Source organism: Lacrimispora struthionigena, assembly GCF_048627165.1.
GTDB lineage: Bacteria > Bacillota > Clostridia > Lachnospirales > Lachnospiraceae > Lacrimispora.
In genome coordinates this window covers 113,786-136,621 of record NZ_JBMBWP010000001.1, presented here as the reverse complement: position 1 = coordinate 136,621, position 22,836 = coordinate 113,786, and the positions used below count along the sequence as shown (strand labels likewise).

General features: G+C 43.6%; 20 protein-coding genes and 7 tRNA genes. 16 read left to right on the top strand and 11 right to left on the bottom strand.

Annotated elements, in window-relative coordinates:
* The 3 genes from ACOAOT_RS00660 to ACOAOT_RS00650 all read left to right on the top strand — a co-directional run bounded on the left by ACOAOT_RS00660 (position 1) and on the right by ACOAOT_RS00650 (position 2,297).
* Positions 1-1,746, top strand: a complete 1,746-nt coding sequence (locus tag ACOAOT_RS00660) for an NADH-dependent [FeFe] hydrogenase, group A6 (RefSeq protein WP_420215165.1) — start codon at positions 1-3, stop codon at positions 1,744-1,746.
* Between the two features lie 119 nt (positions 1,747-1,865).
* Positions 1,866-2,039, top strand: coding sequence for a hypothetical protein (locus ACOAOT_RS00655; protein ID WP_420215164.1), 174 nt, complete (start codon positions 1,866-1,868; stop codon positions 2,037-2,039).
* Positions 2,040-2,051: 12 nt separating this feature from the next.
* Entirely contained in the window at positions 2,052-2,297 is a 246-nt protein-coding gene (locus ACOAOT_RS00650; protein ID WP_420215163.1) for a spore coat protein, read from the top strand.
* 79 nt (positions 2,298-2,376) lie between these two features.
* On the opposite strand, the gene ACOAOT_RS00645 is transcribed toward ACOAOT_RS00650, so the two are convergent.
* From ACOAOT_RS00645 to ACOAOT_RS00620, 6 genes are all read right to left on the bottom strand, one after another.
* Complete coding sequence (locus ACOAOT_RS00645; RefSeq protein ID WP_420215162.1) at positions 2,377-3,831, bottom strand: 4Fe-4S dicluster domain-containing protein; 1,455 nt, start codon at positions 3,829-3,831, stop codon at positions 2,377-2,379.
* 51 nt (positions 3,832-3,882) lie between these two features.
* Positions 3,883-5,064 carry a SpoIIE family protein phosphatase gene (locus ACOAOT_RS00640; RefSeq protein WP_420216633.1) on the bottom strand — a complete coding sequence of 394 codons (1,182 nt, stop codon included), beginning with the start codon at positions 5,062-5,064 and terminating at the stop codon, positions 3,883-3,885.
* Positions 5,064-6,797 (bottom strand): [Fe-Fe] hydrogenase large subunit C-terminal domain-containing protein, encoded by a 1,734-nt coding sequence (locus tag ACOAOT_RS00635; RefSeq protein ID WP_420215161.1) that lies wholly within the window; start codon positions 6,795-6,797, stop codon positions 5,064-5,066. The genes ACOAOT_RS00640 and ACOAOT_RS00635 overlap by 1 nt, the downstream gene beginning before the upstream one ends.
* A 2-nt stretch (positions 6,798-6,799) precedes the next feature.
* Entirely contained in the window at positions 6,800-7,039 is a 240-nt protein-coding gene (locus ACOAOT_RS00630) for a (2Fe-2S) ferredoxin domain-containing protein (RefSeq protein WP_104438269.1), read from the bottom strand.
* 86 nt (positions 7,040-7,125) lie between these two features.
* Positions 7,126-8,898, bottom strand: coding sequence for an adenine deaminase (gene ade, locus ACOAOT_RS00625; RefSeq protein WP_420215160.1), 1,773 nt, complete (start codon positions 8,896-8,898; stop codon positions 7,126-7,128).
* 15 nt (positions 8,899-8,913) lie between these two features.
* Complete coding sequence (locus tag ACOAOT_RS00620; protein WP_420215159.1) at positions 8,914-9,744, bottom strand: purine-nucleoside phosphorylase; 831 nt, start codon at positions 9,742-9,744, stop codon at positions 8,914-8,916.
* Positions 9,745-10,016: 272 nt separating this feature from the next.
* Between ACOAOT_RS00620 and ACOAOT_RS00615 the strand changes: the two genes are divergently transcribed.
* Genes ACOAOT_RS00615 through ACOAOT_RS00605 form a run of 3 tightly spaced genes read left to right on the top strand, consistent with a single transcriptional unit; the run spans position 10,017 to position 12,472 of the window.
* The gene (locus ACOAOT_RS00615; protein ID WP_420215158.1) at positions 10,017-11,099 is read left to right on the top strand and encodes an ABC transporter substrate-binding protein; all 1,083 of its coding nucleotides are present in this window, start codon (positions 10,017-10,019) and stop codon (positions 11,097-11,099) included.
* A gap of 21 nt (positions 11,100-11,120) precedes the next feature.
* Positions 11,121-11,891 (top strand): ABC transporter permease, encoded by a 771-nt coding sequence (locus tag ACOAOT_RS00610; RefSeq protein ID WP_420215157.1) that lies wholly within the window; start codon positions 11,121-11,123, stop codon positions 11,889-11,891.
* 2 nt (positions 11,892-11,893) lie between these two features.
* Positions 11,894-12,472, top strand: a complete 579-nt coding sequence (locus ACOAOT_RS00605; protein WP_420216632.1) for an ATP-binding cassette domain-containing protein — start codon at positions 11,894-11,896, stop codon at positions 12,470-12,472.
* 68 nt (positions 12,473-12,540) lie between these two features.
* On the opposite strand, the gene ACOAOT_RS00600 is transcribed toward ACOAOT_RS00605, so the two are convergent.
* Together ACOAOT_RS00600 and ACOAOT_RS00595 are read right to left on the bottom strand one after the other, a co-directional pair.
* The gene (locus ACOAOT_RS00600; RefSeq protein WP_420215156.1) at positions 12,541-13,254 is read right to left on the bottom strand and encodes a hypothetical protein; all 714 of its coding nucleotides are present in this window, start codon (positions 13,252-13,254) and stop codon (positions 12,541-12,543) included.
* 109 nt (positions 13,255-13,363) lie between these two features.
* On the bottom strand, positions 13,364-13,843 hold the full coding sequence (locus ACOAOT_RS00595; protein ID WP_420216631.1) for a methylated-DNA--[protein]-cysteine S-methyltransferase: 480 nt from the start codon (positions 13,841-13,843) through the stop codon (positions 13,364-13,366).
* Between the two features lie 426 nt (positions 13,844-14,269).
* On the opposite strand from ACOAOT_RS00595, the gene ACOAOT_RS00590 reads away from it, so the two are divergent.
* From ACOAOT_RS00590 to ACOAOT_RS00550, 9 genes are all read left to right on the top strand, one after another.
* Positions 14,270-14,344 (top strand) — tRNA-Pro (locus ACOAOT_RS00590).
* A gap of 36 nt (positions 14,345-14,380) precedes the next feature.
* Positions 14,381-14,451 (top strand) — tRNA-Gly (locus ACOAOT_RS00585).
* Between the two features lie 3 nt (positions 14,452-14,454).
* A tRNA-Arg gene (locus ACOAOT_RS00580) sits at positions 14,455-14,528 on the top strand.
* Between the two features lie 36 nt (positions 14,529-14,564).
* A tRNA-His gene (locus ACOAOT_RS00575) sits at positions 14,565-14,640 on the top strand.
* A gap of 39 nt (positions 14,641-14,679) precedes the next feature.
* Positions 14,680-14,751 (top strand) — tRNA-Gln (locus ACOAOT_RS00570).
* A 3-nt stretch (positions 14,752-14,754) separates the two neighbouring features.
* Positions 14,755-14,827: transfer RNA gene (locus ACOAOT_RS00565), tRNA-Lys, on the top strand.
* Between the two features lie 25 nt (positions 14,828-14,852).
* Positions 14,853-14,932 (top strand) — tRNA-Leu (locus tag ACOAOT_RS00560).
* Between the two features lie 145 nt (positions 14,933-15,077).
* Positions 15,078-16,757: a S8 family peptidase gene (locus ACOAOT_RS00555; RefSeq protein ID WP_420215155.1), complete on the top strand. Its 1,680-nt coding sequence runs from the start codon at positions 15,078-15,080 to the stop codon at positions 16,755-16,757.
* Positions 16,758-16,909: 152 nt separating this feature from the next.
* Positions 16,910-17,083: a hypothetical protein gene (locus ACOAOT_RS00550; protein WP_420215154.1), complete on the top strand. Its 174-nt coding sequence runs from the start codon at positions 16,910-16,912 to the stop codon at positions 17,081-17,083.
* Between the two features lie 104 nt (positions 17,084-17,187).
* Here ACOAOT_RS00550 and ACOAOT_RS00545 read toward each other — a convergent pair whose 3' ends face one another.
* A complete protein-coding gene (locus tag ACOAOT_RS00545) occupies positions 17,188-18,858 on the bottom strand; it encodes a S8 family peptidase (protein WP_420215153.1) in 1,671 nt (556 codons plus the stop codon).
* Positions 18,859-19,303: 445 nt separating this feature from the next.
* Here ACOAOT_RS00545 and ACOAOT_RS00540 point away from each other — a divergent pair, with 445 nt between their 5' ends.
* On the top strand, positions 19,304-20,977 hold the full coding sequence (locus ACOAOT_RS00540) for a hypothetical protein (protein ID WP_420215152.1): 1,674 nt from the start codon (positions 19,304-19,306) through the stop codon (positions 20,975-20,977).
* Between the two features lie 35 nt (positions 20,978-21,012).
* On the opposite strand, the gene ACOAOT_RS00535 is transcribed toward ACOAOT_RS00540, so the two are convergent.
* Positions 21,013-21,696: a hypothetical protein gene (locus ACOAOT_RS00535; RefSeq protein ID WP_420215151.1), complete on the bottom strand. Its 684-nt coding sequence runs from the start codon at positions 21,694-21,696 to the stop codon at positions 21,013-21,015.
* A gap of 59 nt (positions 21,697-21,755) precedes the next feature.
* Positions 21,756-22,832, bottom strand: coding sequence for a beta-galactosidase BglB (gene bglB, locus ACOAOT_RS00530; RefSeq protein ID WP_420215150.1), 1,077 nt, complete (start codon positions 22,830-22,832; stop codon positions 21,756-21,758).
* Between the last annotated feature and the right edge of the window lie 4 nt (positions 22,833-22,836).

The following is a 22,836-nucleotide window of genomic DNA, read 5'->3' as shown; positions in this document are numbered from 1 at the left end:
ATGGAGAATATCACTATAAAAATCAATGGCATGGACGTAAGCGCTCCGGCAGGCTCCACCATTTTGGAAGCTGCCAGACTTGCCCAGGTTGAGATACCGACTTTATGCTTTTTAAAAGATACCAATGAGATTGCAGCCTGCAGACTCTGTACCGTTGAGATCAACGGAGGCAGACTTGCTGCTTCCTGCGTATACCCAATTAATCCGGGCTTAGAGGTAAAGACCAATACTCCAAGCCTTCGTGAATACAGAAAGAAAACACTTCAGCTGATTCTTTCCAACCATGACCGTTCCTGCTTATCCTGCGTACGAAGCGGAAGCTGTGAACTGCAGACTTTATGTAAGGAAATGGGCGTGGACGCAGATGACTACTTTGACGGCGACAAGACTCCTTCCGTTCTGGATGAGAGTGCCGCTCACATGGTCAGAGACAACAGCAAATGTATCCTCTGCCGCCGTTGTACTGCAGTTTGTGAGAAAGTACAGGGAATTGGCGTAATCGGACCAAATGATCGTGGATTTGCCACATTTATCGGTTCTGCCTTTGATATGGGACTGGGAGAAACCAGCTGTGTTTCCTGCGGACAGTGTATCGCAGTATGTCCTACAGGAGCTCTTTACGAGAAATCCAGTATTGATGAAGTAACTGCTGCCATAGCAGATCCTACAAAGCATGTTATCGTTCAGACTGCACCATCTGTACGTGCTGCTCTTGGTGAGGACTTTGATTATCCCATCGGAACCAATGTAGAAGGTAAGATGGCTGCTGCTCTTAGAAGACTTGGCTTTGATAAAGTATTTGATACCAACTTCAGTGCAGATTTAACCATTATGGAAGAAGCTCACGAGTTCATCGAGCGTGTACAGCACGGAGGTGTTCTTCCTATGATCACTTCCTGTTCTCCAGGCTGGGTTAAATACTGCGAGCACTACTTCCCGGATATGACAGAGAACTTATCTTCCTGTAAATCTCCGCAGCAGATGTTCGGTGCCATTGCCAAATCCTACTATGCAGAAAAGATGGGCATTAAGCCAGAGGATATTGTATCTGTCAGCATTATGCCATGTACTGCAAAGAAATTTGAGATTGGCAGAGATGATCAGGATGCCAACGGCGTTGCTGATGTAGATTATTCCTTAACAACCAGAGAATTAGCCAGAATGATCAAACAGGCTGGTATTCGTTTTAACAATCTTCCTGACGAAGAGTTTGATGCTCCTCTTGGAATCTATTCCGGTGCAGGCGTAATCTTCGGTGCTACCGGCGGCGTTATGGAAGCTGCTCTTCGTACTGCTGTAGAGACATTAACCGGTGAAGAACTTAAGAAGTTGGATTTCACTGATGTCCGCGGTACAGAAGGCATCAAGGAAGCCACCTATCATGTTGGCGATATGGATGTAAAAGTTGCTGTTGCTTCCGGTCTTGGCAATGCAAGAGAACTTTTAAACAAGGTTAAATCCGGTGAAGCTGATTACCACTTCATCGAGATCATGGGCTGCCCAGGCGGTTGTGTAAACGGCGGCGGTCAGCCTCAGCAGCCAGGATATGTGCGCAATACCACAGATATCCGCACACTGCGTGCAAAAGTTCTCTACGATACCGATGCAGCTGCACCGATTCGTAAATCTCATGAGAACCCCGCAATTAAGGAACTCTATGATACCTATCTTGGCACACCTGGAAGTGAAAAAGCACATCACCTGCTTCACACCAGTTACGTAAAAAGATCTATCAATAATAATTAATTAATTTTAAAACTCCTTCTGCCTGGTCAGAAGGAGTTTTTTTTGTCATAAAAAGGAAATGAAATAAAAATGCATGGATCGTCTTAAATTCTCCATACTATGACTGGAGGTGATGAGACATGAGCCCAAAAGAATTAAATTATATTGAAGACGCTCTCGGACATGAAAAGTTTTTAAAAACCCAGTGCCAGGATGCTGCACAAAATTTACAGGATCCTGAATTAAAAGCCTGCGCACAGCAGCTGCAGCAAAAGCACCAGCAGATTTTCGATAACATCTATAAATTAGTGTAAGGAGGAAGCAAGATGGACGATAAGTGTATTATGGAAAACTTACTCAACGTCACAAAGGGTGCCTGTGATTTATATATGCACGGAACCATTGAATCCCCTACCATGAATGTACACCAGGCATTTGACAATGCGTTAAATGATACGCTGTGCATGCAGGAAGATATCTATAAAAAGATGTCTGCCAAGGGATGGTATACCACAGAACAGGCAGAACAGCAAAAAATTTCCAAAATAAAGAATCAGTTTGCAGGAATGTAAGCAGATTTATCATTAAAAAAAGTATCCCTGCCGGATTATCATCTGGCAGGGATACTTATATCTGTTACTCTCATCTTATTTAATGACTTCTATGCATCATAACAGCCTCAAGACCCTGTTTTTTCAGATTCTCGTGAACCATTCTGGAATCAGCCTTGCCAAGGAGTAAATCTCTTGCCTTTTTGGCCTCTCCCTCACTCTTATGCTTACTTGGGCCTCCTACACAGCCGCCCATGCAGGCCATTCCTTCCACAAAGTCTGCTGGAAGCTTTCCAACCTTTAAAAGCATCAGCGCTTTCTTGCATTCCGCAGCACCGTTGCATTTCATGACCTCAATATCTGTATTTTCTCCTGATTCCTTGAGACATTCTAATACTGCAGCGGTAACTCCGCCTCCGTTTCCAAACCGTTTTCCAAATATAGAACCTGCCTGATATGTATTCTCCTCCGGCTCCAGTTCTACTCCCCTGGCCGCCATCATGGCACGAGCCTCTCCAAGAGTCAGCACGTAATCCGCATTACCCTTTACATTTAAATCCAAAGCTTCGCTTTTCTTAGCAATACAAGGTCCGATAAAGACAGCGATGGTTTCCGGATCTTTCTCCTTCAGCATTCGGGATACTGCGCACATGGGAGAAACAGTTGTGGACATATTCTCCAAAAGCATGGGGTAATGCTGCTTTATCATATTTACAAATGCAGGACAGCAGGAAGTAGTCATCTTCTTCCCTTCCTTATAAGCCTCTGCCCATTCCGCTGCTTCTGCAGCAGCTGTTAAGTCTCCCCCAAGGGCAACCTCAACCATATCTTCAAACCCGATCTTCTTAAGGGCTGTTCTCCAGCTGGCCATGGTGATGTCCGGCCCATACTGCCCCTCTGTTGCAGGAGCCACCATAGCCACTACCTTTTTCCCGGCCTTAATCAGATTGATTACGTCTACCATGAAGGTTTTTGATCCAATTGCGCCAAACGGACAGCTGTGAATACACGCTCCGCACTGAATGCATTTGCTTTCATCGATTACAACAATTCCGTCATCATCCATGGTAATTGCATCTACCGGACAGCTTCTTTTACAGGGGCGTGTTAAATCTGCGATAGCATTATAAGGACATGCCTGAGAACATTTTCCGCATTCCTTACATTTATCAGGATCGATATGGGCACGGTCATGACCCATGGAAATGGCTCCGAAATTACAGGAATTCTGACAGGCCTTACCCATACAGAGCTGGCAGTTATCTGTTACTACATATCTGGCAATGGGGCATCCCTCACAGGCAGAATTAATTACCTGCACTACATTTTTGGTGTCTCTGCCACTGGGACAGAACCCCTCTGCCAGCCTGACTCTCTCTCTGATAATTTCCCTCTCCCTGTAAATACAGCACCGAAACTGTGCTTTAGGCCCCTGAATCATATGATAGGGAATCTCATCCCTTTTCTGTTCCAATGTACCTTCCCAGGCAAGCTTCGCTACTTCATTTAAAACCTGATGCTTGATGCGAAGTAATGTTGCATCATTCGTTACCATATCGTTCCTCCTTGAAGCTTCCACAAAACGTGGCCGTGTGAATATTCTCTATTAATAATAAGCAACTGTAACCGTCTTCCCCATCTCTTCCACCGCATGCTTCAGCTGCTCCACAAGATTTTGCCGGATTCCCAAATCAAAGGGAAGCCCCGGATTCTGGTAAGCGCTGTTAATCGCTTTCCCCACATACAGCTTTAATTCCGTACAGTCCTCAATAATCATCTTTGCTACCATGGATGCGCCGTTTGGTTTATCCAGTTCCAGAAAAAATTCCTCCGTTACCGACTCATTTTTAACATACCGCTTTAAGAGTTTTAAAACCCGGTTTAAAGTCAATACCCCTTCTGTGACCAGTTCAATACCGTCGATGTAAGCCACAGGCGGTAAATCCGGATCGTTATACTCCAGGGATACCGTCAGTTTCTTATCCATGGTCCTGGAAACAATATTGGCACTGGTTCCTCCGCAGACAATCCTCTTGGTAGTATCATCTCCGGATAAGAAATCCGTTACCATACAAACATCATCTTCCGGATCCTTTGGCGGTCCTGTCATTAAATGAACCGGTTTGCTGTCGATAATCCGCATAACAGCAACGGTTGTATCATCTCCGGGCCGGTACTGGTAAAGTTCATCACACGCTCTGCATAACGCATTGGCCAGACGAACAGCAGATATGGTCATACGATACTGTTTTACCGCATAAGCAGCCACATCTTCCCAGAGCCAGCCAAAATTTAAAAGCTGCCCCACACCTGCATGAATGGTTCCGTCACTAAGCAGAATCAAAGCATCTCCTTTTTTTACCCGGAACCGGTATTCATTAATTTTCTTATCCCGTATCACCCGCATGCTGTGTGGAATGGGGACCAGACTCCCCTCCCTGATAAAGATACAGCCCGGGTTATCAAACTCCACCAGATAGGCATCTCCATTGTGGAATACCTGAAGAATACTGAAGGTAGAATATGCAATCTGTCTCACCTGACAGACAGGAAGTGTCTCCACAATGGTCTCCACACACTCTTCCAGGGTTGCACCGTTTAAAAACATGGTGCCCAGTATCTTAGAGGTCATGGTTGCCAGTATGTTTGCCTTTACCCCGCTTCCCATACCGTCGGCGAGGATCATAATATTGGAGTCATCCGTATGGAGGAGCTCCACCTTATCCCCGCAAAGTACTTCACTGAATTTATTTAAGCTTTTATAAGCAACGTCAACGGTAACTCCCATCATTTAACCTCGCTTTCGCTGCCCTCATCTAACAGAGACTTGCACAGCTTGGTCAATGTGGTTTTCGTTTCTGCCGTAGTCTCTCCCAGAAGCCCTGCGATCTCCTGGGCCACCATCATCTGCTTATGAATTACTTTTTGAGCCAGATCGATGGTTTCTAACTTCTTTTCGTACTCCTGTCTGGCCTGTTCTTCTTCCTTTGTAATGTCGATAAACGTAGCCAGCACCACATCTTCCTTGTTTACATAAACAATGTTCTGAAGAGTAGAAATTCTATATTCTCCATATGTGACCTTTTTGCCATGAATTTTCTGATGGGTATCATACACCCACTGAAAATCAGTGGTATCAATCAATTCATACAGATACATGGTTAAAGCTTCCTGTCTGGTCTTGCCAAAATACTTTTCACCAACTGCAGAATATTCCAGAATCTTCATCTCCTTATCAACAATAAGCACAATGTTGGGAGACGTCTCCATAACAAGATTGGATAATGATTCCGCCTTTTCATGCATAAAAGGAATGCACATATTTAATTCCGCTTTTTTCTGAATAACAGCTACGGCTTTCTCTCTGCATGTGGAATAACCGCATGCTCCGCAGTTTAGTTCATCTTCCGGCCTTGTCTTACCTGTCTTCTTCAAAATCTCCTGAATCTGGGCTTCCGTAGGAACAATATCCCTGGGAGCACGGTTTAAGAAACGTTTTCCAAAGGTAAGGGAGTCGAAGATTTCCTGAATTTCCTCATCGGGAACCCCATCTTTTTCAATGGTATCTTCCATATCAAGCTTTATCCTGAATCTGGATACATGCTCATGATCAGCAGCAGGGCCCTTGATACAGCCGCCTGAACACATATTCATCTCAATGAAGCACCCCGTAATCTCACCCCGGAGCATGCTTTCACAAAGATCAATACAGTTGCGGCAGCCATGGACATAAAACTTCCGGTATCCATCCCGTTCGGCCTCTGTTGCCAGCACAGAACTTACGATTCCATTGGTAACCGGATAGAGCCGGTTCACTCTTGGATTCATATGAACAAAAGGGATATCCTGGCAATCCCCGATGGTAATCTCTTCCTGTGCAAGCCACCGTTCTATATCATTGAAGTTTAAGACAGCATCAATATAATCCCCGTGTCTTAAATCCTCAGCTTCTTTCTTCTTGGCAATACAGGGTCCCAGAAAGACCACCTTGGTATCCCTTCCGAATTCTTCCTTTAACATCTTGCCATGAGCAACCATAGGGGAAACTACCGGTGCCAGATAAGGAATCAGTGCAGGATAATAAATTTCAATTAAATCATTGACACTGGGACAGCAGGTTGTGATTATATTCTCCATGCTGCCTTCCTTTAAAAGTCTGGTATACTCAGCAGTTACAACTGCCGCCCCCTCCGATGTTTCCCGCACATCGGAAAATCCCAGCTTTCTAAGGGCGCCGTTCACCTGCCCTGCCGTTTTATAGTTTAACAGCCCCATATAGGACGGGGCCAGTGAAATCACAGTTTTATACCCAATATCAAGAAATCCTTTGACCAGATCCAGATCACTGATAAGCGTTTTGGCAGACTGAGGACATACCTGCATGCATTTTCCGCATAAAATGCACTTATCAGACATAATTTCTGCCCGTTCATCTTTAATCATGACCGCTTTGACTTCACAGTTACGAACACATTTATAGCAGTGCTTGCATTTGGTCGCCTTGAAATCAATAATTCCCATGACTAAAGCCTCCCCAGAATTTCTTTATCAAAAAACTCCTTTGTATCTTCCGGTTTTAATGAATAGATCTGACCGTCAACCGTTACGCAGACTCCATTCACACAATTTCCGCTGCAAAAAGAACCATTTAAATCCACCTGCTCCTCCAGATGCTTCTCTCTCACCAGATTCTGAAGCTGGGCTATGATCTCTCTGGATCCTTTTAAATGACATGCACTTCCTATGCATATTGTTACTCTCATGAATATTCTCCCTCCGAAATAAATCCCCTGCATGAACTGCCGTTTCGACCATTATCGCATATTGTTATATTTATATCAATACTTATTTACTGATTGTGTGTATTTTTTGAAGTACTGAAAAATATAGTTTTTACAACTTCCTGCCGTTGTACGTCAATCAGACCGCAGGTATTTAACCGCAGCATGGGAATGACTGGAAGACTGGCAAATGCAAGGGTCATAAAAGGGTCAATTCCCGTTCCAATACCAAGCTGGTGCGCATGCTTCTTCAGCCTTTCCAACCGTTCATCTACCCATATTGCGGACTCCGGGCTCATAAGTCCTCCGATGGGAAGAGCCAGCTCCGAAAGAACCACTCCGTCCGCCACAACCGCAATGCCACCCTGATTTTTCCTCACTGTATTTCCTGCAAGCGCCATATCCCGGTCATTTGTCCCCGCTATGATCAGATTATGGGAATCATGGGCAATACTGGTTGCCACAGCCCCACGTTTCAGTCCGTATCCGCCAAGGAATCCAAGGCCAGTATGTCCGGTATTCTTATGCCGTTCCAATACTGCCATCTTTACAATATCCAAGTCAGCAAGGGCCTCCGGGTCAGCTCTCAGCTTTTCAGTCCATGGCACAAGTCTCTCCTTTGTGGTCAGTTCTCCGGGAGTTAAACATAAAACCCGTATGGTGTCTCCCTCTTCCTTCATAACAAAGTCTTCTAGCACAATCTCTTTTAACCGGAAGGAGTTACCCACTTTATCCGGTATCTGTCTGTGAGCATTTGTTCCAGTATCTGGAGATTGTACGGGCCTTCCATCTTCTGCCACCAGAATTCCTTTGCGGTAAACCTTACTGACTGTGAACTCCTTAAGGTCAGAAACAACAATGAGATTCGCCTGATAACCAGGTGCAATGGCTCCTGTCTCATTCAATCTGAAATACCGGGCAGCCTGATAGGAAGCCATGATCACAGCTCGCACCGGATCAGCTCCCAGCCTGATCGCCTTTCTGATAATATAATCCATATGGCCCAGCCTGGCCAGCTCACCAGGGTGCCTGTCATCGGTCACCAGCATACAGCGGTGATAATAGGGCTCCTCAAACAGGGGGAGGAGGGCCTTTAAGTTTCTGGCTGCAGTTCCTTCCCGTATCATCACCCACTGTCCCCGTTTTATCTTTTCCACCGCTTCTTCCATGCAGGAGCACTCATGATCCGACCCAACACCGGCCGTAATATAAGCATTTAACTGTCGGCCGCAAAGAAGAGGGCCGTGACCATCGATGATCCGGCCGTGTTCTGCGGCACTCACTATTTTTTTCATAATATCCGGATCTGCCTGTATGGTTCCATGGGAATCCATCAGTTCTGCAAGTCCAAGCACATATTTTTCCTGATAAAAGGGGGCCAGATCATCTGCTGTTAAAACAGCTCCGGACTCATCAAGCTTTGCAGCCGGAACACAGGAAGGGAGCATGAAGTACACATCCAAATCCAGATTCCTGGATCGTTCCATCATAAATCTTATCCCTTCAGTTCCTGCCACATTGGCAATCTCATGGGGGTCCGTAATGACTGCTGAAGTACCATGAGGTATTACGGTTTTCGCAAATTCTTCAGGAGAGAGCATGGAACTCTCCAAATGGATATGTCCGTCAATCAAACCTGGGCACACCACCTGGCCGGCTAAATCCACCTCTGTTTCCCCCTCATAGAAACCGATCCCCACAATATATCCGCCCTCAATGGCGATATCACCATCTTCCAGCTCTGAAGTAAATACATTTACCATCCTGGCATTTTTCAATACCAGAGATGGCTTTTTTCTTCCTGACGCAGCAAAAATCCGTTCCGCCAGCATACGATCCATAGGCCCCTTCCTCCTTTATTTACCGGCAAGCTTGGTAATAGATGCCGTAATCAGTTTTTTAAACAACGGTGCCACCCGGTCTGCAGTCTCCTGAACTTCTGCATGGCTTAAAGGCTGGTCAATAATACCGCACGCCATATTGGTGATACAGGAAATACCGCAAACCTTCATCCCCATATGGTTGGCAGCAAGCGCCTCACAGGCTGTACTCATTCCAACTGCATCCGCTCCCAGTATCCGGCACATCTGCACTTCTGCAGGAGATTCATAGGCCGGTCCTGTCAGCTGCAGATAAATTCCCTCCTGCAGTTCAATTCCCTCTTCCTTTGCCGCTTCTTTAATTACTGCTCTCAGCTCTTTGCGGTAAATATCGCTCATATCCGGGAATCTGGTTCCCAGCTCTCCGATGTTGGTTCCAATTAACGGAGAAGGAACAAATGTGGCAATGTGATCCTTAAGAAGCATAAAATCCCCCGGTTTGAATTCCTTGTTCACCCCACCGCAGGCATTGGTCAAAAATAAAGTCTTTGCACCCATAAGTCCCATAAGTCTTGTTGGGAGAACTACATCCGTCATAGGATATCCTTCATAAAAATGAACCCGTCCCTGCATAATGACTACTGGAACTTTATTTACATAACCAAAGATGAATCTTCCTTTATGACCGGCTACGGTTGAAACCGGAAATCCCTCAATGTCTTTATAATCTATGGTGGCAGCTACTTCAATCTCCTCCGCATATTCCCCAAGTCCGGAACCAAGAATAAGGGCAACCTCGGGAACAAAATCAGTTTTCTCCCGTACACTTTTTAAACAGCTTAAAAGCTTCTCATATACTTCGTTCATATTGTTTTTTCTCCTTTCACAATCCTGACAGAGTCACGCTCTTCAGGTGTTACAAGTATAACACATTTCCATGAGATTTCGCATAATATTTTGACAAACAAGACTTAAAAATGGTATACTTTACCTGTTCGTACTAACCCGAAAGGAATACCTGACGGAGAAGGCGAGGAGAATACGTCAAACCGGAAATCCCATGCCTGTCGGCGTGGTTTTTTTTCATCCGTTTGCATAAAAACCAATATTAATGGTACGGACAGAAAGTGAGGATTATTATGAAAAAAGTTTTATCAGCACTTGCAGCACTTGCTATGACAGCCGTTGTATTAACCGGCTGTGCAAAAAGCAGTCCACAGGCTTCCACTCCTGCACCGGAAAGCACATCTGCAGCCCAGACTACAGCGGCACCAGAAACCACCAAAGCACCAGAAACCACCAAAGCAGAGGGTTCAAAAGACTCCTACACCTTAAAGATCGGCTCTTTAAAAGGTCCTACTTCCATGGGACTGGTAAGGCTGATGGACAAGGCTAAGAAAGGTGAAACCGGAAATTCCTATGAATTTACCATGGTGACTGCAGCAGATGAGCTTCTTGGTAAAGTTGTGAGCGGAGAACTGGATGTCGCTCTGATCCCTGCCAATATGTCATCCATCCTTTACACCAAAACCAAACACAATGTGACCGTTCTTGACATCAATACCATGGGCGTTCTTTATGCTGTGTCTTCGGATGATTCCATTCACACCTCAGCTGATTTAAAAGGAAAAACTGTTTATTTAACAGGAAAAGGAACCACTCCTGATTATGTCTTAAATTACGTCCTGAAGGCAAACGGGCTGACTGCTGATGACGTAAAACTGGAATATAAGTCAGAGGCAGCGGAAGTAGCCGCTGTATTAAAAGAAAAACCAGATGCAGTAGGTCTTCTCCCCCAGCCATTTGTGACAGCAGCCATGGCTCAGAACGATCAGCTGAAAATGGTTATTGATTTAAACAAAGAGTGGGATGCAGCTGCTAAAGAAGGAAACGGAAGTCTGGTAACCGGAGTTACCGTCTGCAGAAATGATGTTTTAAAGGATCATAAGGAAGCCATTGATCAATTTCTTGCAGATCACAAAGAATCTGCAGAATTTGCCAATAATAATGTAAGCGAGGCTGCTGCATTAGTGGCTGCCGCTGGAATTATTGAAAAAGCGCCTGTTGCAGAAAAAGCAATTCCTTTCTGCAGTATTACCTATGTAGACGGTGAAAAAATGAAATCCCTATTAAGCGGATATTTAAATGTTCTTTATGAAATGGAACCTCAGACAGTGGGAGGCGCACTGCCTGGTGATGACTTCTACTATATGCATCAGTAGCCCGATTAAGGAGATCCAAGTATGAATGCAGGCATTCTCCGCTTTAAAAAAGCCGGAATTATTCTGTTCTGGCTTTTGATATGGCAGGCTGCCAGTACGGCAGTCCACAACAGCATAATACTGGTTGGGCCTTTGGACGTCATATTGGCATTATTCAACCAGATCCGGCTGGCAGACTTTTGGAAAACCATTGGTTTTTCTTTTGGAAAAATCAGCCTTGGATTTCTTTCTGCTTTTGCAGCCGGGATTTTATCCGGCACAGCTGCCTGCCGATATCCCCTCATCGGAGATTTTCTGTCGCCTCTTATGGCACTGATGAAGTCCGTTCCCGTTGCCTCCTTTGTTATACTGGCGTTAATCTGGGCAGGATCTGAAAATCTCTCAGTGATTATTGGGTTTCTTGTTGTATTTCCCATAATCTATATACAGACCATTGCAGGAATCAAAAGTACGGACCAGCAACTGCTTCAAATGGCCGATGTTTTTCAGATGTCAGAAGTAAAAAGGTTTTTTTATCTTTATCGTCCGGCGCTGCTTCCCTATCTGGCAAGTGGCTGCCAGGTGGCGCTGGGTATGAGCTGGAAATCAGGAATTGCCGCAGAGGTAATCGGCGTTCCTCTCCATTCAATTGGTGAAAAGCTTTATCTATCCAAGATTTACTTAAGTACTGCTGATTTATTTGCATGGACACTGGTGATCATTCTGCTCAGCGCGCTTTTTGAATCCTTCTTTCTGTGGCTTTTAAGCCTGGCATCTCCCGGTATCAGACAAAAAAAGAAAGAGGTAGGATGAATATGGAACTTGTAATCAGAAAGCTTTGCAAGTCCTTTAACGGACACTTCGTACTTGACCATGTCAATCTTCATCTGGTATCGGGTAATGTTTACTGCCTCATGGGACCATCCGGATCAGGGAAAACCACATTGTTTCATATACTGCTGGGTCTTGTTTCAGCGGATTCCGGAGAGGTAAACGGTCTTAACAGAGAACGAATTTCAGCCGTATTTCAGGAAAACCGGCTCTGCGAAGCGTTCACTCCGGTAGAGAATGTAACCATGGTAATGCCTTCCTCTTCAGGAAATAATAAAAGGAAGGCCAGGGAAGCCCTTAAACGGCTGCTGCCTGAAGAATCTCTTGACCGTCCGGCATCAACCTTAAGTGGTGGAATGAAGCGCCGTGTGGCCATAATACGCGCTCTGATGGTACCTTTTGATATGGTAATCATGGATGAACCGTTTACAGGCCTTGATGAGGAGACAAAACAACAGGTGATAACCTATATAAAAGAGCAATCGGCAGGAAAGCTGGTTTTAATCAGTACACATCAGGAAGAGGATGTTCAGCTGTTAAACGGAATCAAGATCCACTTATAAAAGCAGGGGCGATAACCATGTTGAACTGGTTACTGCCCCTGCTTTCATTCATTCAATTATTGTCATTTTTATTTCAGTTTAAGAGAATCAAGAGCAGCTTCGATCTGTCCTTCTACACCGCTGTCAGTTGAACCAATGGTTCCTGCTGCACTGATATAGGTTTTTGTAGCTGCATTATAAGAACCGGAGATGGCATAATAACGAACTCCATCCTGAGGTGTCTTATACCGGAGTGCATAACGGAAGGTCTGGCTGCCGTCGCTGCCGTTCTTAACATCATAACGGACAAATTCCATATCCTCACCACGGCTGATTAACTTCTTATATTCATCCATGGTATCCGGATAAACTTCCCTGGCACCATCTGCATCATCACCCTGTACATAAGTAACTTCCAGGTAATCTTCGCCGTTCGGTGAAGAAATCGCTACCACACTCTCGTCTCCGTCTTCGTCCAGTGACCAGCCTTTTGGCGGCATAATCTGATATTTGCCTGATTTGGAAGTAAATAAGCCTTCCTTAATATCTCCTGCATCATTGGCTGTAATCGGCTGTGTTTCTTTTGTTTCCTCTTCTTCCGATGTCTCCTCACCCTCTGATGTTTCCTGCTCAGATGAAGCCACTTCTGCGTTTACCGCTGTGGTCGCCTCAGTGGTTGCTTCTGCCTGCTGCTTGGTTTCCTGTGTCGATTCCGCTTTAGTATTATTCTTTCCGCAGGCTGTCGCTGTCATCATCACTGTCATCGCAATCAAAATTCCTGCTAAGATCTTATTTTTTCTCATAGAATCACTCCTCATCATAAAATTCTTTTCTGGTGACGTGGAGGATTATAACATGAACAGTCCTGAAAGTATAGCATTTTAAACGAACCGAAAGAATCACAATGAAATCTTAATAAATTTTCCAGGTGACACCAGGACTCTCCAGATTCAATAATTTCACTTTAATATTCAGTCCGCCCCCATATCCCACAAGGCTTCTGTCTGCACCAATTACACGGTGACAGGGGATGATTATGGAAATGGGGTTGCGGTTATTCGCCATCCCCACTGCACGGCAGGCCTTTTCATTCCCAATCTGAACAGCAATCTCTTTATAACTTCTTGTCTGTCCATAAGGAATGGTGCAAAGTGCCTCCCATACCTTTTTTTGAAATGCTGTTCCCTCAGGCTTTAAGGGAAGATCAAATTTTGTTCTTTCTCCTATTAAATACTCGTTCAGCTGAAGAACCGCCTTTTTAATCAGGTCTGTGGACTTTTTTAGCCCCTCTTTTGGAGTTTCACTACCAAATTCCACACCTAATATCCCTTCCTCATCACATATTATATGAATAGGACCCAGTTCACTCTCAAAAATATCCCAGTATTTCATAAGTGCTCCTTTCTCTTTGGTTTTTCCTGTTTTACTGTCTGTAACAATTATATCATAAAATGAAATACTTTCTGTTTTTTCAAACATTACTTAGAATTCTTTTAGTTTTTTTATGAAATCTTTATCGACTGGTCAAACTTATGTCATAATTCCAGGGTATACTAATATTTGTAAAGGAACCCCACCCTTTTAACATTGACTTTTTATTTTTCATACTCAAACCGGCAGGAACATTTATGTACCTGCCGGTTCCTCCCATTTTAAGGGCATTCTTCCCGCTTTTCCCCTATTAAAAAATCACGCAAATATCTGCTTTTTTCGATTTTTATTTTTTTTTAAAAATATTGTTGACAAATCTATATCCATCATATATAATAACTCTTGCGTTGCGGAAAACAAGAAAAAAACAAAGACGCAAAAAACCTTCGGGGTGTGGCTCAGCTTGGCTAGAGCGCCTGGTTTGGGACCAGGAAGTCGCAGGTTCGAATCCTGTCACCCCGACTTGAGATCAAGTCATTTAATTCTCAAAAATCCCTTGCGGGTGTAGTTCAATGGTAGAACACTAGCCTTCCAAGCTAGATACGTGGGTTCGATTCCCATCACCCGCTCTTGAGTCTGTAGCTCAGTTGGATAGAGCAACGGCCTTCTAAGCCGTGGGTCGGGGGTTCAAATCCCTTCAGGCTCGTTTCACACTGTCAACCAGCAGTGTGAAGCTTTTTATGGTGGGTATGGCGAAGTTGGTTATCGCGCCAGATTGTGGCTCTGGAGGCCCAGGGTTCGAATCCCTGTACTCACCTTTCCCTTAAAGGGAATTTTTTTTTATCAGGAGATGTTATTGGGCTATCGCCAAGCGGTAAGGCACAGGACTTTGACTCCTGCATTCGTTGGTTCAAATCCAACTAGCCCAGTATGGGATACTAGCTCAGGTGGTAGAGCACTTGACTTTTAATCAAGTTGTCCGGGGTTCGAATCCCCGGTGTCTCATTTTATTATGATCTGTTTGCTATCAGCGGGTATGGCGGAATTGGCAGACGCGCCAGATTTAGGTTCTGGTGGGAGACCGTGCAGGTTCAAGTCCTGTTACCCGCATGAATTATGAATTGATGGAAACACCGGAGTCCCTCGTTAATACAAGGTAATCCGGTGTTTTCATTTTTTTTGCATTATTTTTCATAACTAATCCCCCAAGGCATAAAATATATTACAAACCTGTCGAAACAGAAGGGGAAAAATCTTGTTAAAAATATTAGATGATGATTATTATGATTTAATCGTAAATAATGTTACCGTCTCTTCCTATGGCAGTGATGATGTTACATTATTAAACAGTCTTCACTCATTGAAGCATGTCCTGAAATATGAAAAAGATGCCTGCGGTCTGGAACAAAGCCCTTATGAAACCCTTCCTGCACTGTTTACACTTACCTCTTCTCTCAGCATGGAAAAATCCGGCATTGAAGCGGTTCAAAACAACCCTGATTTCCTTCTGTTCGGCCAAGGAGTTATCATTGGCATTATAGATACCGGTATTGATTATCAGCATTCCGCTTTTATAAATAACGACAGAACTACCCGCATCCTGTCTATATGGGATCAGACAATTCAGGAAGGCTTACCGCCCTCCGGCTTTACGTTTGGTACGGAATACAGTAGAATTCTTATTAATAATGCATTAATCTCTAGAGACCCAGCCTCAATTGTCCCCTCAATGGATACCAATGGACACGGAACAGCGATTGCCAGTATCATTGCAGGTAAACCCGATTCAGATCATTCTTTTTCCGGAATTGTTCCACAATCCGAACTGGTAGTGGTAAAGTTAAAAGAAGCAAAGCATAACCTTAAAAATATCTTCTTCGCTCCTCCAGATTCACTATGCTTTCAAGAATCCGATATCATGCTTGGCGTACGTTACCTTATAACAATATCTCAAAAGCTGAACCGCCCTCTCGTCATATGTATTGCTCTTGGAAGCAGTCATGGAGGACATGATGGTTATGGTCCTTTAAGCACTTATCTGGACATTATTTCACGTTTCCCCGGAATCGGAATATCTGTTTCTGCAGGAAACGAAGGAGGCAATAACAGGCATTACTTTAATAACACTATATCCGAGCCGTTCTACAATAACTTTGCCTTAAATATCGGGATCAGTGACAGACGGTTTTCTATGGAAATCTGGCCGTATGCTCCTCAGAGATTCTCTATTGAAATTACAACGCCAACTCGTGAAAAAACCCAGATTGTTTATCCATCGCTCAATGAGTGTCAGGGAATTATTTTAAGAAACAGTCAGAGTTTTATCTGGGTTAATAACATCTCCTTTGAGAGCAGTACTGGGGATCCTGTCATTTTAATACGGTTTGAAAATCCCCTTCCGGGAATCTGGAATTTTCTGGTGCGTAATAATGAAAAGGAACCGTTCTCTTTTCACTCCTGGCTGCCATCTGGAAATCTGCTTTCCGATGAAACCTATTTCTTAAAAGGTGATCCAAACACAACTATTACAACGCCTGGTAACACGATGAGCGCTCTGACTGTTACCGCCTATAATCAATATAATGATACAATACTGGTTGAATCCGGGAGAGGTTATACAAGAAGCGGTCTTATTAAACCAGATATTGCCGCTCCTGGATACCAGCTTCCTTGTGCTATTCCTAAAGAGCAGTACAGTACGCTTACAGGAACAGGCGCTGCTGCGGCACATACCGCGGGAGTGATTGCCATGATTCTGGAATGGGCTTATGGTAAAGGGAACTTTACAGCTGTCACTGGTATTCAGATCAATCGTATGATTATACGGGAGGCTAAGCGCAACAATCTATATATCTATCCTAATAATATTTGGGGATATGGACAGATAAATATATACAATATATTAAATCGGCTTTCTGGTATTAATCGTACTTGATTTTTATAGCACTTATGTTTTCAATTGGCGGGACCGAACACCGGATACCCGCCATTATCCTTTGTCAATTGTTCGTAATACTGCAGTAAACTCAATATTTTATATATAGTTTAATATCTAATTCATTTATAATTCACCTGGAGGTGATAATTATGAATTTCAAGAAGGAAAAAAAACTGGCTCAAGAATTTGACCGGCTGGAAGCAGCAAGTAAAGATATAGATATTCCAGTTGCTCCGCCGGACGAATTTGAAAACATTTTAAGTGAGATGAAACGCAGGGGAATCAACCCCAGAGTCAGAAAAGAATTAGGCGACATGAAGTAGGCGGGCCGGGTTACCGATAACCCGCCAATATCACGGAATGAATCGTGATTCTTCAGTCATGCCCCACTGTTTTATTAGTTGTTTAATATACGTAGAGGCGGCAGTTAAAAGACTAATATTTCATTAAAGATGTTGTCAATACTGATTTTTCCATACCCCCAGATATTATTGGGATAAACAGCATCAGGGTCTCGCTCTGCCGTTCTCATCATCAGACGATTGATCTGGTTACCTGTAATCGCAGTGTAATTTCCTTTGATGTATGCCCATTCTATGATCTTGACAGCTATCCCGGCAGCATATGCCGCAGCTACTCCGGTTCCAGTGGCTGTTCCATACTGAAAATCTGGTATTGCACATGGAATATTATACCCGGGTGCAGCCAGATCCGGTTTTATCCCTCCCAGCCTTGTATATCCTCTGCTGGACTGCGCAAGAATGGATCCTGTATCTTGGTTATACGCCGCAACTGTCAGAAGATTTGCAGTATCACCCTGCATGGTAATGGTTGTATTGGGATCAGAATTTACAAAATAAGTCTCATTTGAAATCAAATTTCCAGACGGGAGCCAGCAATGAAATGAAAACGGTATTGCATCTTTATTATCCAGCCTGATATACCAGATACCCGGTTCCATATTCCGGAACCGAAGCAGGATGAGCTGATTCCCAGTCTGTGATTCAAATAAAATATTATTTATCCAGACATTGGTTTTAATGGATTGAAAAGTCAGCTTTTTGCACTCTCCTAATGCAGGCTTTATAACCTGGGTGCTTTCCCAGGTGGGTGCTGTCAGCTGTATGGAAAGTCTGGAAGGAATGAAGGGCCAGATTTCTATAAAGTATTCGTTGTCTATTCCTCCTGAGTTTAACTGAAAACTGTCAGTAAACGGTTCTTCTGTGACATCCCCATAATAGTGCCTGCGGCTATTTCCTTCATTACCTGACGAGGTAATGATACTTATTTTAGGCAACAGCATCAGATTGTCTAAATAGGTACTTAAAGCCCCCCGCCCGTCATGTCCGCCCTGATTGGTTCCCAGCGTCAGACAGATTACCAGGGGGCGATTTAACTTGTTTGAGACGGTTAGTAAATACCTTATTCCTAATATAATATCTGATTCCTGATAGCACAGGGCATCAGTTTGAACGCAAAACAGTCTTTTTAAATTTTCTTTTGCTTCCTTTAACTTTACAACCACTAAGTCAGCCTGGGGTACTACCCCGCTAAATTCTTCCTTATCGTTAGATCGTCCTGCGATAATGCTTGCAATTGCAGTTCCATGCCGATAGGGATCATTAGTCGGTACAATGTTATAGGGATATTGGGAAAGAAGAGCAAAATTAATCAGATCCTTTGTGTATTCGGATCCAAAGTTAAAACCTGACGGGGGTGTACCTTCTACTGTCTGATCCCATATAGATAGAATACGGCTGGTTCTGTCATTATTCATAAAGGCAGGATGGCGGTAGTCAATCCCTGTATCAACAATTCCCACTATGACACCTCTGCCGAACAGTCCCCGGGTAGCAGCGATCTGCCTTGATACTTCACCGGTATTTTCCATGCTGACAACCGATTCCAGTGTATATAGCTCCGGAAAGCTGTGATAGGCATTTACTCCAAGATCACAAGGCTCCATACGGTCCTTTGGAATATGAAGCAGAGAAAACAAATCGTTTAGCATGGTAATGTTATCACCAGTATTATACGAAGTGACCAGGGCATTGCTAATAATTAAATCATAATATCGATTGTCCAGAATTTTTTCCATTCGCACCTCCTGCTATCTCAGATGGAGCATATGGTATAATCTATGCAGCAACCTGTTCAATATGAAATTAATTTTCAACTGCATAATAACACGGTTGTTCTCACTTATATAATCTCAAATACCCATTGTTTTTTTAAAGTTTTCACTAATTTATAAAAAAAATTACATATTTATCTTTACTTAACCGTTTTCTTGCGTTATACTTTATGTAACTCTTCTTAGGAGTACCGTATTTCCCCAATCCTGCGGTGCTCCATTTTTTTATCATGTCTTCCTAACAAATCAATAGGATATTACTCCCAGCCCTCTTTTTCTAAATAAGAACCGCAATTTTTACGAACTTTAAAAAACAGATTGGCAACATCTGCATTGTCCCGCTCCCACTCCCGTGATACAATAAAAACGGCAAAGACTTAAGCCGCTGATTGCGGAGAATGGAGCTTCTATGAAAAAACATTACGAAAAAATCATTTTATACAGCGACCGGAAAACAGAAGAAATTATGAATCAGCAGGTCATGGATGAGACCTCAGAATTCTATGGAGGTTTTCGTGATCATGACGGGCTGGTAGAACCAAAACTTGCCATCTTTCAGGTGACAACCATGACCGCCTGCTTATTTAACAGTCAAAGCCGTTTTTACGGCAATGAAGATATATACAATAGAATATCCATCGCTCTCTCCTATATTGCAAACGGTCAGCGGGAAAACGGATTTTTTGATCTGATAAACTGTAATTTTTATTCTGGTGCAGATACGGCATTTTGCATTGACGGACTTCTGCCCGCTTATATCTATTTAAACCGGCTGTCAGAGAAGGAAGACTGCCCTTCTATGGAACGGACCATGCTTTCTACTCTTATGCCTGTTATGGAGTCCATTCTGGTCAAAGGCGGAAAGGCCATGATAAACGGGGGATTCCACACTCCCAACCACCGTTGGGCCATTGCTTCCACTTTAATGATGCTCTATCGCCTCACTTCAGATGAATCCATGAAGAAAGGGGCAGAGAAATTCTTAATCGAAGGCTGCGACTGCAATGAAGACGGAGAATACGCAGAACGGTCAGCAGGAGGATATAACCTGGTTAATAACAATGCCATGATCATGCTGGCAATGGCAACCGGTGACGATTCCTGGTATGAGCCTGTTAAAAGAAATTTAACCATGATGCTTCACTATATGGAGCCGGACGGAAGTATCTTTACCAATAACTCTACAAGACAGGATCGGGGCACAAGGGTTTACCCAACCGGATATTATCTGGAATACTTATATATGGGAATTAAATTCCACAACGAGACCTTTTTGCAGGCCGCCTGCTTTATCATGGATCAGGCTGTTACAAAAGGAATCGGACCTCTGGACTGGCTGATTCATTTCATGCTTCTTCCTGAACTGGGCGAGTTTGAATATGAGGAAAGCAAGATTCTGACTAACTACTGCCATCACTATACTGATTCCGGCATTGTACGGCTTCGCAGAGAAGCTTATTCCTGTTCCATTTTAAAAAGCAGCCCTTCCTTTCTCTATTTTGTACATGGGGATTTATGCGTCAGTATGAAAATTGGTGCAAGCTTCTGTGAACACAGATACTTCGTTCCGGAGAATCTGGTTCAGCTTCCCGGAGATGAGGGATTTGTACTGAATCAGAAAATGGCGGGCTGGTACTACCTTCCCTTTCAGGAACCTCAGGACACCGCCGACTGGTGGAAGATGGATCACTCAAAGAGAGAAAAATTACATGGACCAGACATGAATTTTGTACTGACTGTTACGGAGGAAGCGGATGGAGTTGATATTACCATAGAAACCGCTGGAATTGACCGGGCTCCACTGCGTGTGGAACTTGCATTTGATGCAGGCTGCCGGCTAGAATCCCCTTATTTCATCTCTGAAGGGAATGCAGGCGGCGGAATTGTGGCAAGAGAAGGGACTGTTACTGCTTCCAAGGGTAAATACGCCATTACAGCCGGACCTGGCTTTGGTGCACATAACTATGTAGCAGGCAAGTTCGGAAGTCAGGGACGTTCACAGGACTGTTATACGGTCTATTTTACTGACTTTACCTGCTTTAAGCATACAATATCACTTCGTGCGGTTCCAGCCGCCTATTAAAGTGAAATGAGGGTGCATTCCTGCACCCTCATTCTTTATTTGTGAAAGTAAGCTTTAATCACTGCAATCTGTTTGTTAACACGGTCAGGAATGGAATCTTTCAATTCTTCCCAGGACATCAGCTTGTCATTTTCCAGGATAAATGGTACAAATTCCATAGAAGGCTTAAACCCAAATACTTCCTTAATATATGTCTCAGTCATTTTCTGCAGATCATCATCGGTATGAATCTGATCCTCAAACATATCCTGAACCAGGACACCGTCTAACCCTGCCATCTCCTGGCAGCTTTCTAACCAGGCCGGTATCATTCTGATCACTCTGGGATCAGGCACCAGCGCGTGCTTGCCAGGCTGGGCATAGACCACTGGATGGGTACCGTCCTTAAGGATCAGCTCACCATTTTCTAAGTCTACCATATTTAAAAACTTGCCATGGAAGCTGGCTTCCACTTTTTTTACTCTGCCATTATAGTCAACATAAACCCAGACATGTTCCAGCTCGTATAAATGCTGGATATCAAAATCATACCAGATGGCATACTCGATTGCAAAATCCACTTCTTCCTTATTAATCACAATCTCACGTTTTGGAAATGATTCGCTTTTCTTTGTTTCCCGGAAAATAGTACATCCCATGGCTGTAATTACAAAAGGCTCTTTTTTATCCTGCATGATGACTGGTTTATAGGCTGCCAGTAATTCTAAGTCTGTGCTCATTTTTTCCTCCATAGTAAAAGAGCGGATTGCCGTAAAATGGGTCCGCCCTTTGTCTTTTATTATTTTGATGCTTCTAACAGGAACAGCATAGCCATTGCCTGTCCGTATGGCATTGGGCGAAGTTCAATATCTTTATAGAACTGTACACTTTCTCTTCCCATCGGTGTTCCATAGGATACCTGATGTACCACACCTTCTGTATCAATACACTGAAGAACGGGCAAAAGAGCCTTTCTGGCACTTGCCTCAAAAGAAGCATCTACAAGTCCTAAATGAACCGCCTTTAATATTCCATAACCAAAACCACAGGTTGCACTGGCCTCAACATAAGAGGTATTGTCATCAATGACTGTATGCCACATGCCGTTTTCGTTCTGGTAAGAAACCAACGCATCAATCTGATTTTTTAATGCTTCTGTTAAATAGTGTTTAACAGCACCGCTGCATGGAATGATGCCGAACAGCTCCGGAATCGCCATTGTGATCCAGCTGTTACCTCTTCCCCAGAATGCGCCGGCGAAGTTATGGCAGCCATGGAACGTCCAGCCATGATACCAGAGACCAGTCTTTTTGTCAGCCAGATATTTTACATGGATCAGGAACTGATATTCAGCCTCGTCAATCCATTCCTGTTTCTTAAGAATCACACCCATACGGGCAAGGAATAAAACGGACATAAAGAGGGTGTCATCCCAAAGTTCCTGCTCATTTAAGGTATCAGAAGTCAGGTGCTGAAATCCGCCTTCTTCTGTTTTGGGAAGTTCATCCACAAGCCACTGTGCCCAGTCCCGGCAGATTTCCATATAGGTCTCATTTCCGTCTTTCTCAACCAGATAGGTTAAAGCCAGAAGAGGAGCTGTTGTGTTAATATTACGGGCAGGCAAACCAATGGTAAGCTGTCTTTCATAATACTTGTTCAGTTTCTCTATAATTTCTTCTTCACCGGTTTCTTCATAGATCTTCCATAAACCGAATAAGCCTACTCCCTGTGTCCATTCCCAATAGCGATACCGTTCCGGATTGTCTCCAGCAAGATTATTTGTCTGCATGTTTTTTAAAAAGATATCATCTTCATCATACAGAATTTTCTCAAAGCTGGATACAAGCAGGTTTATTTTTTCTTTTAAATTTTCCATTCTT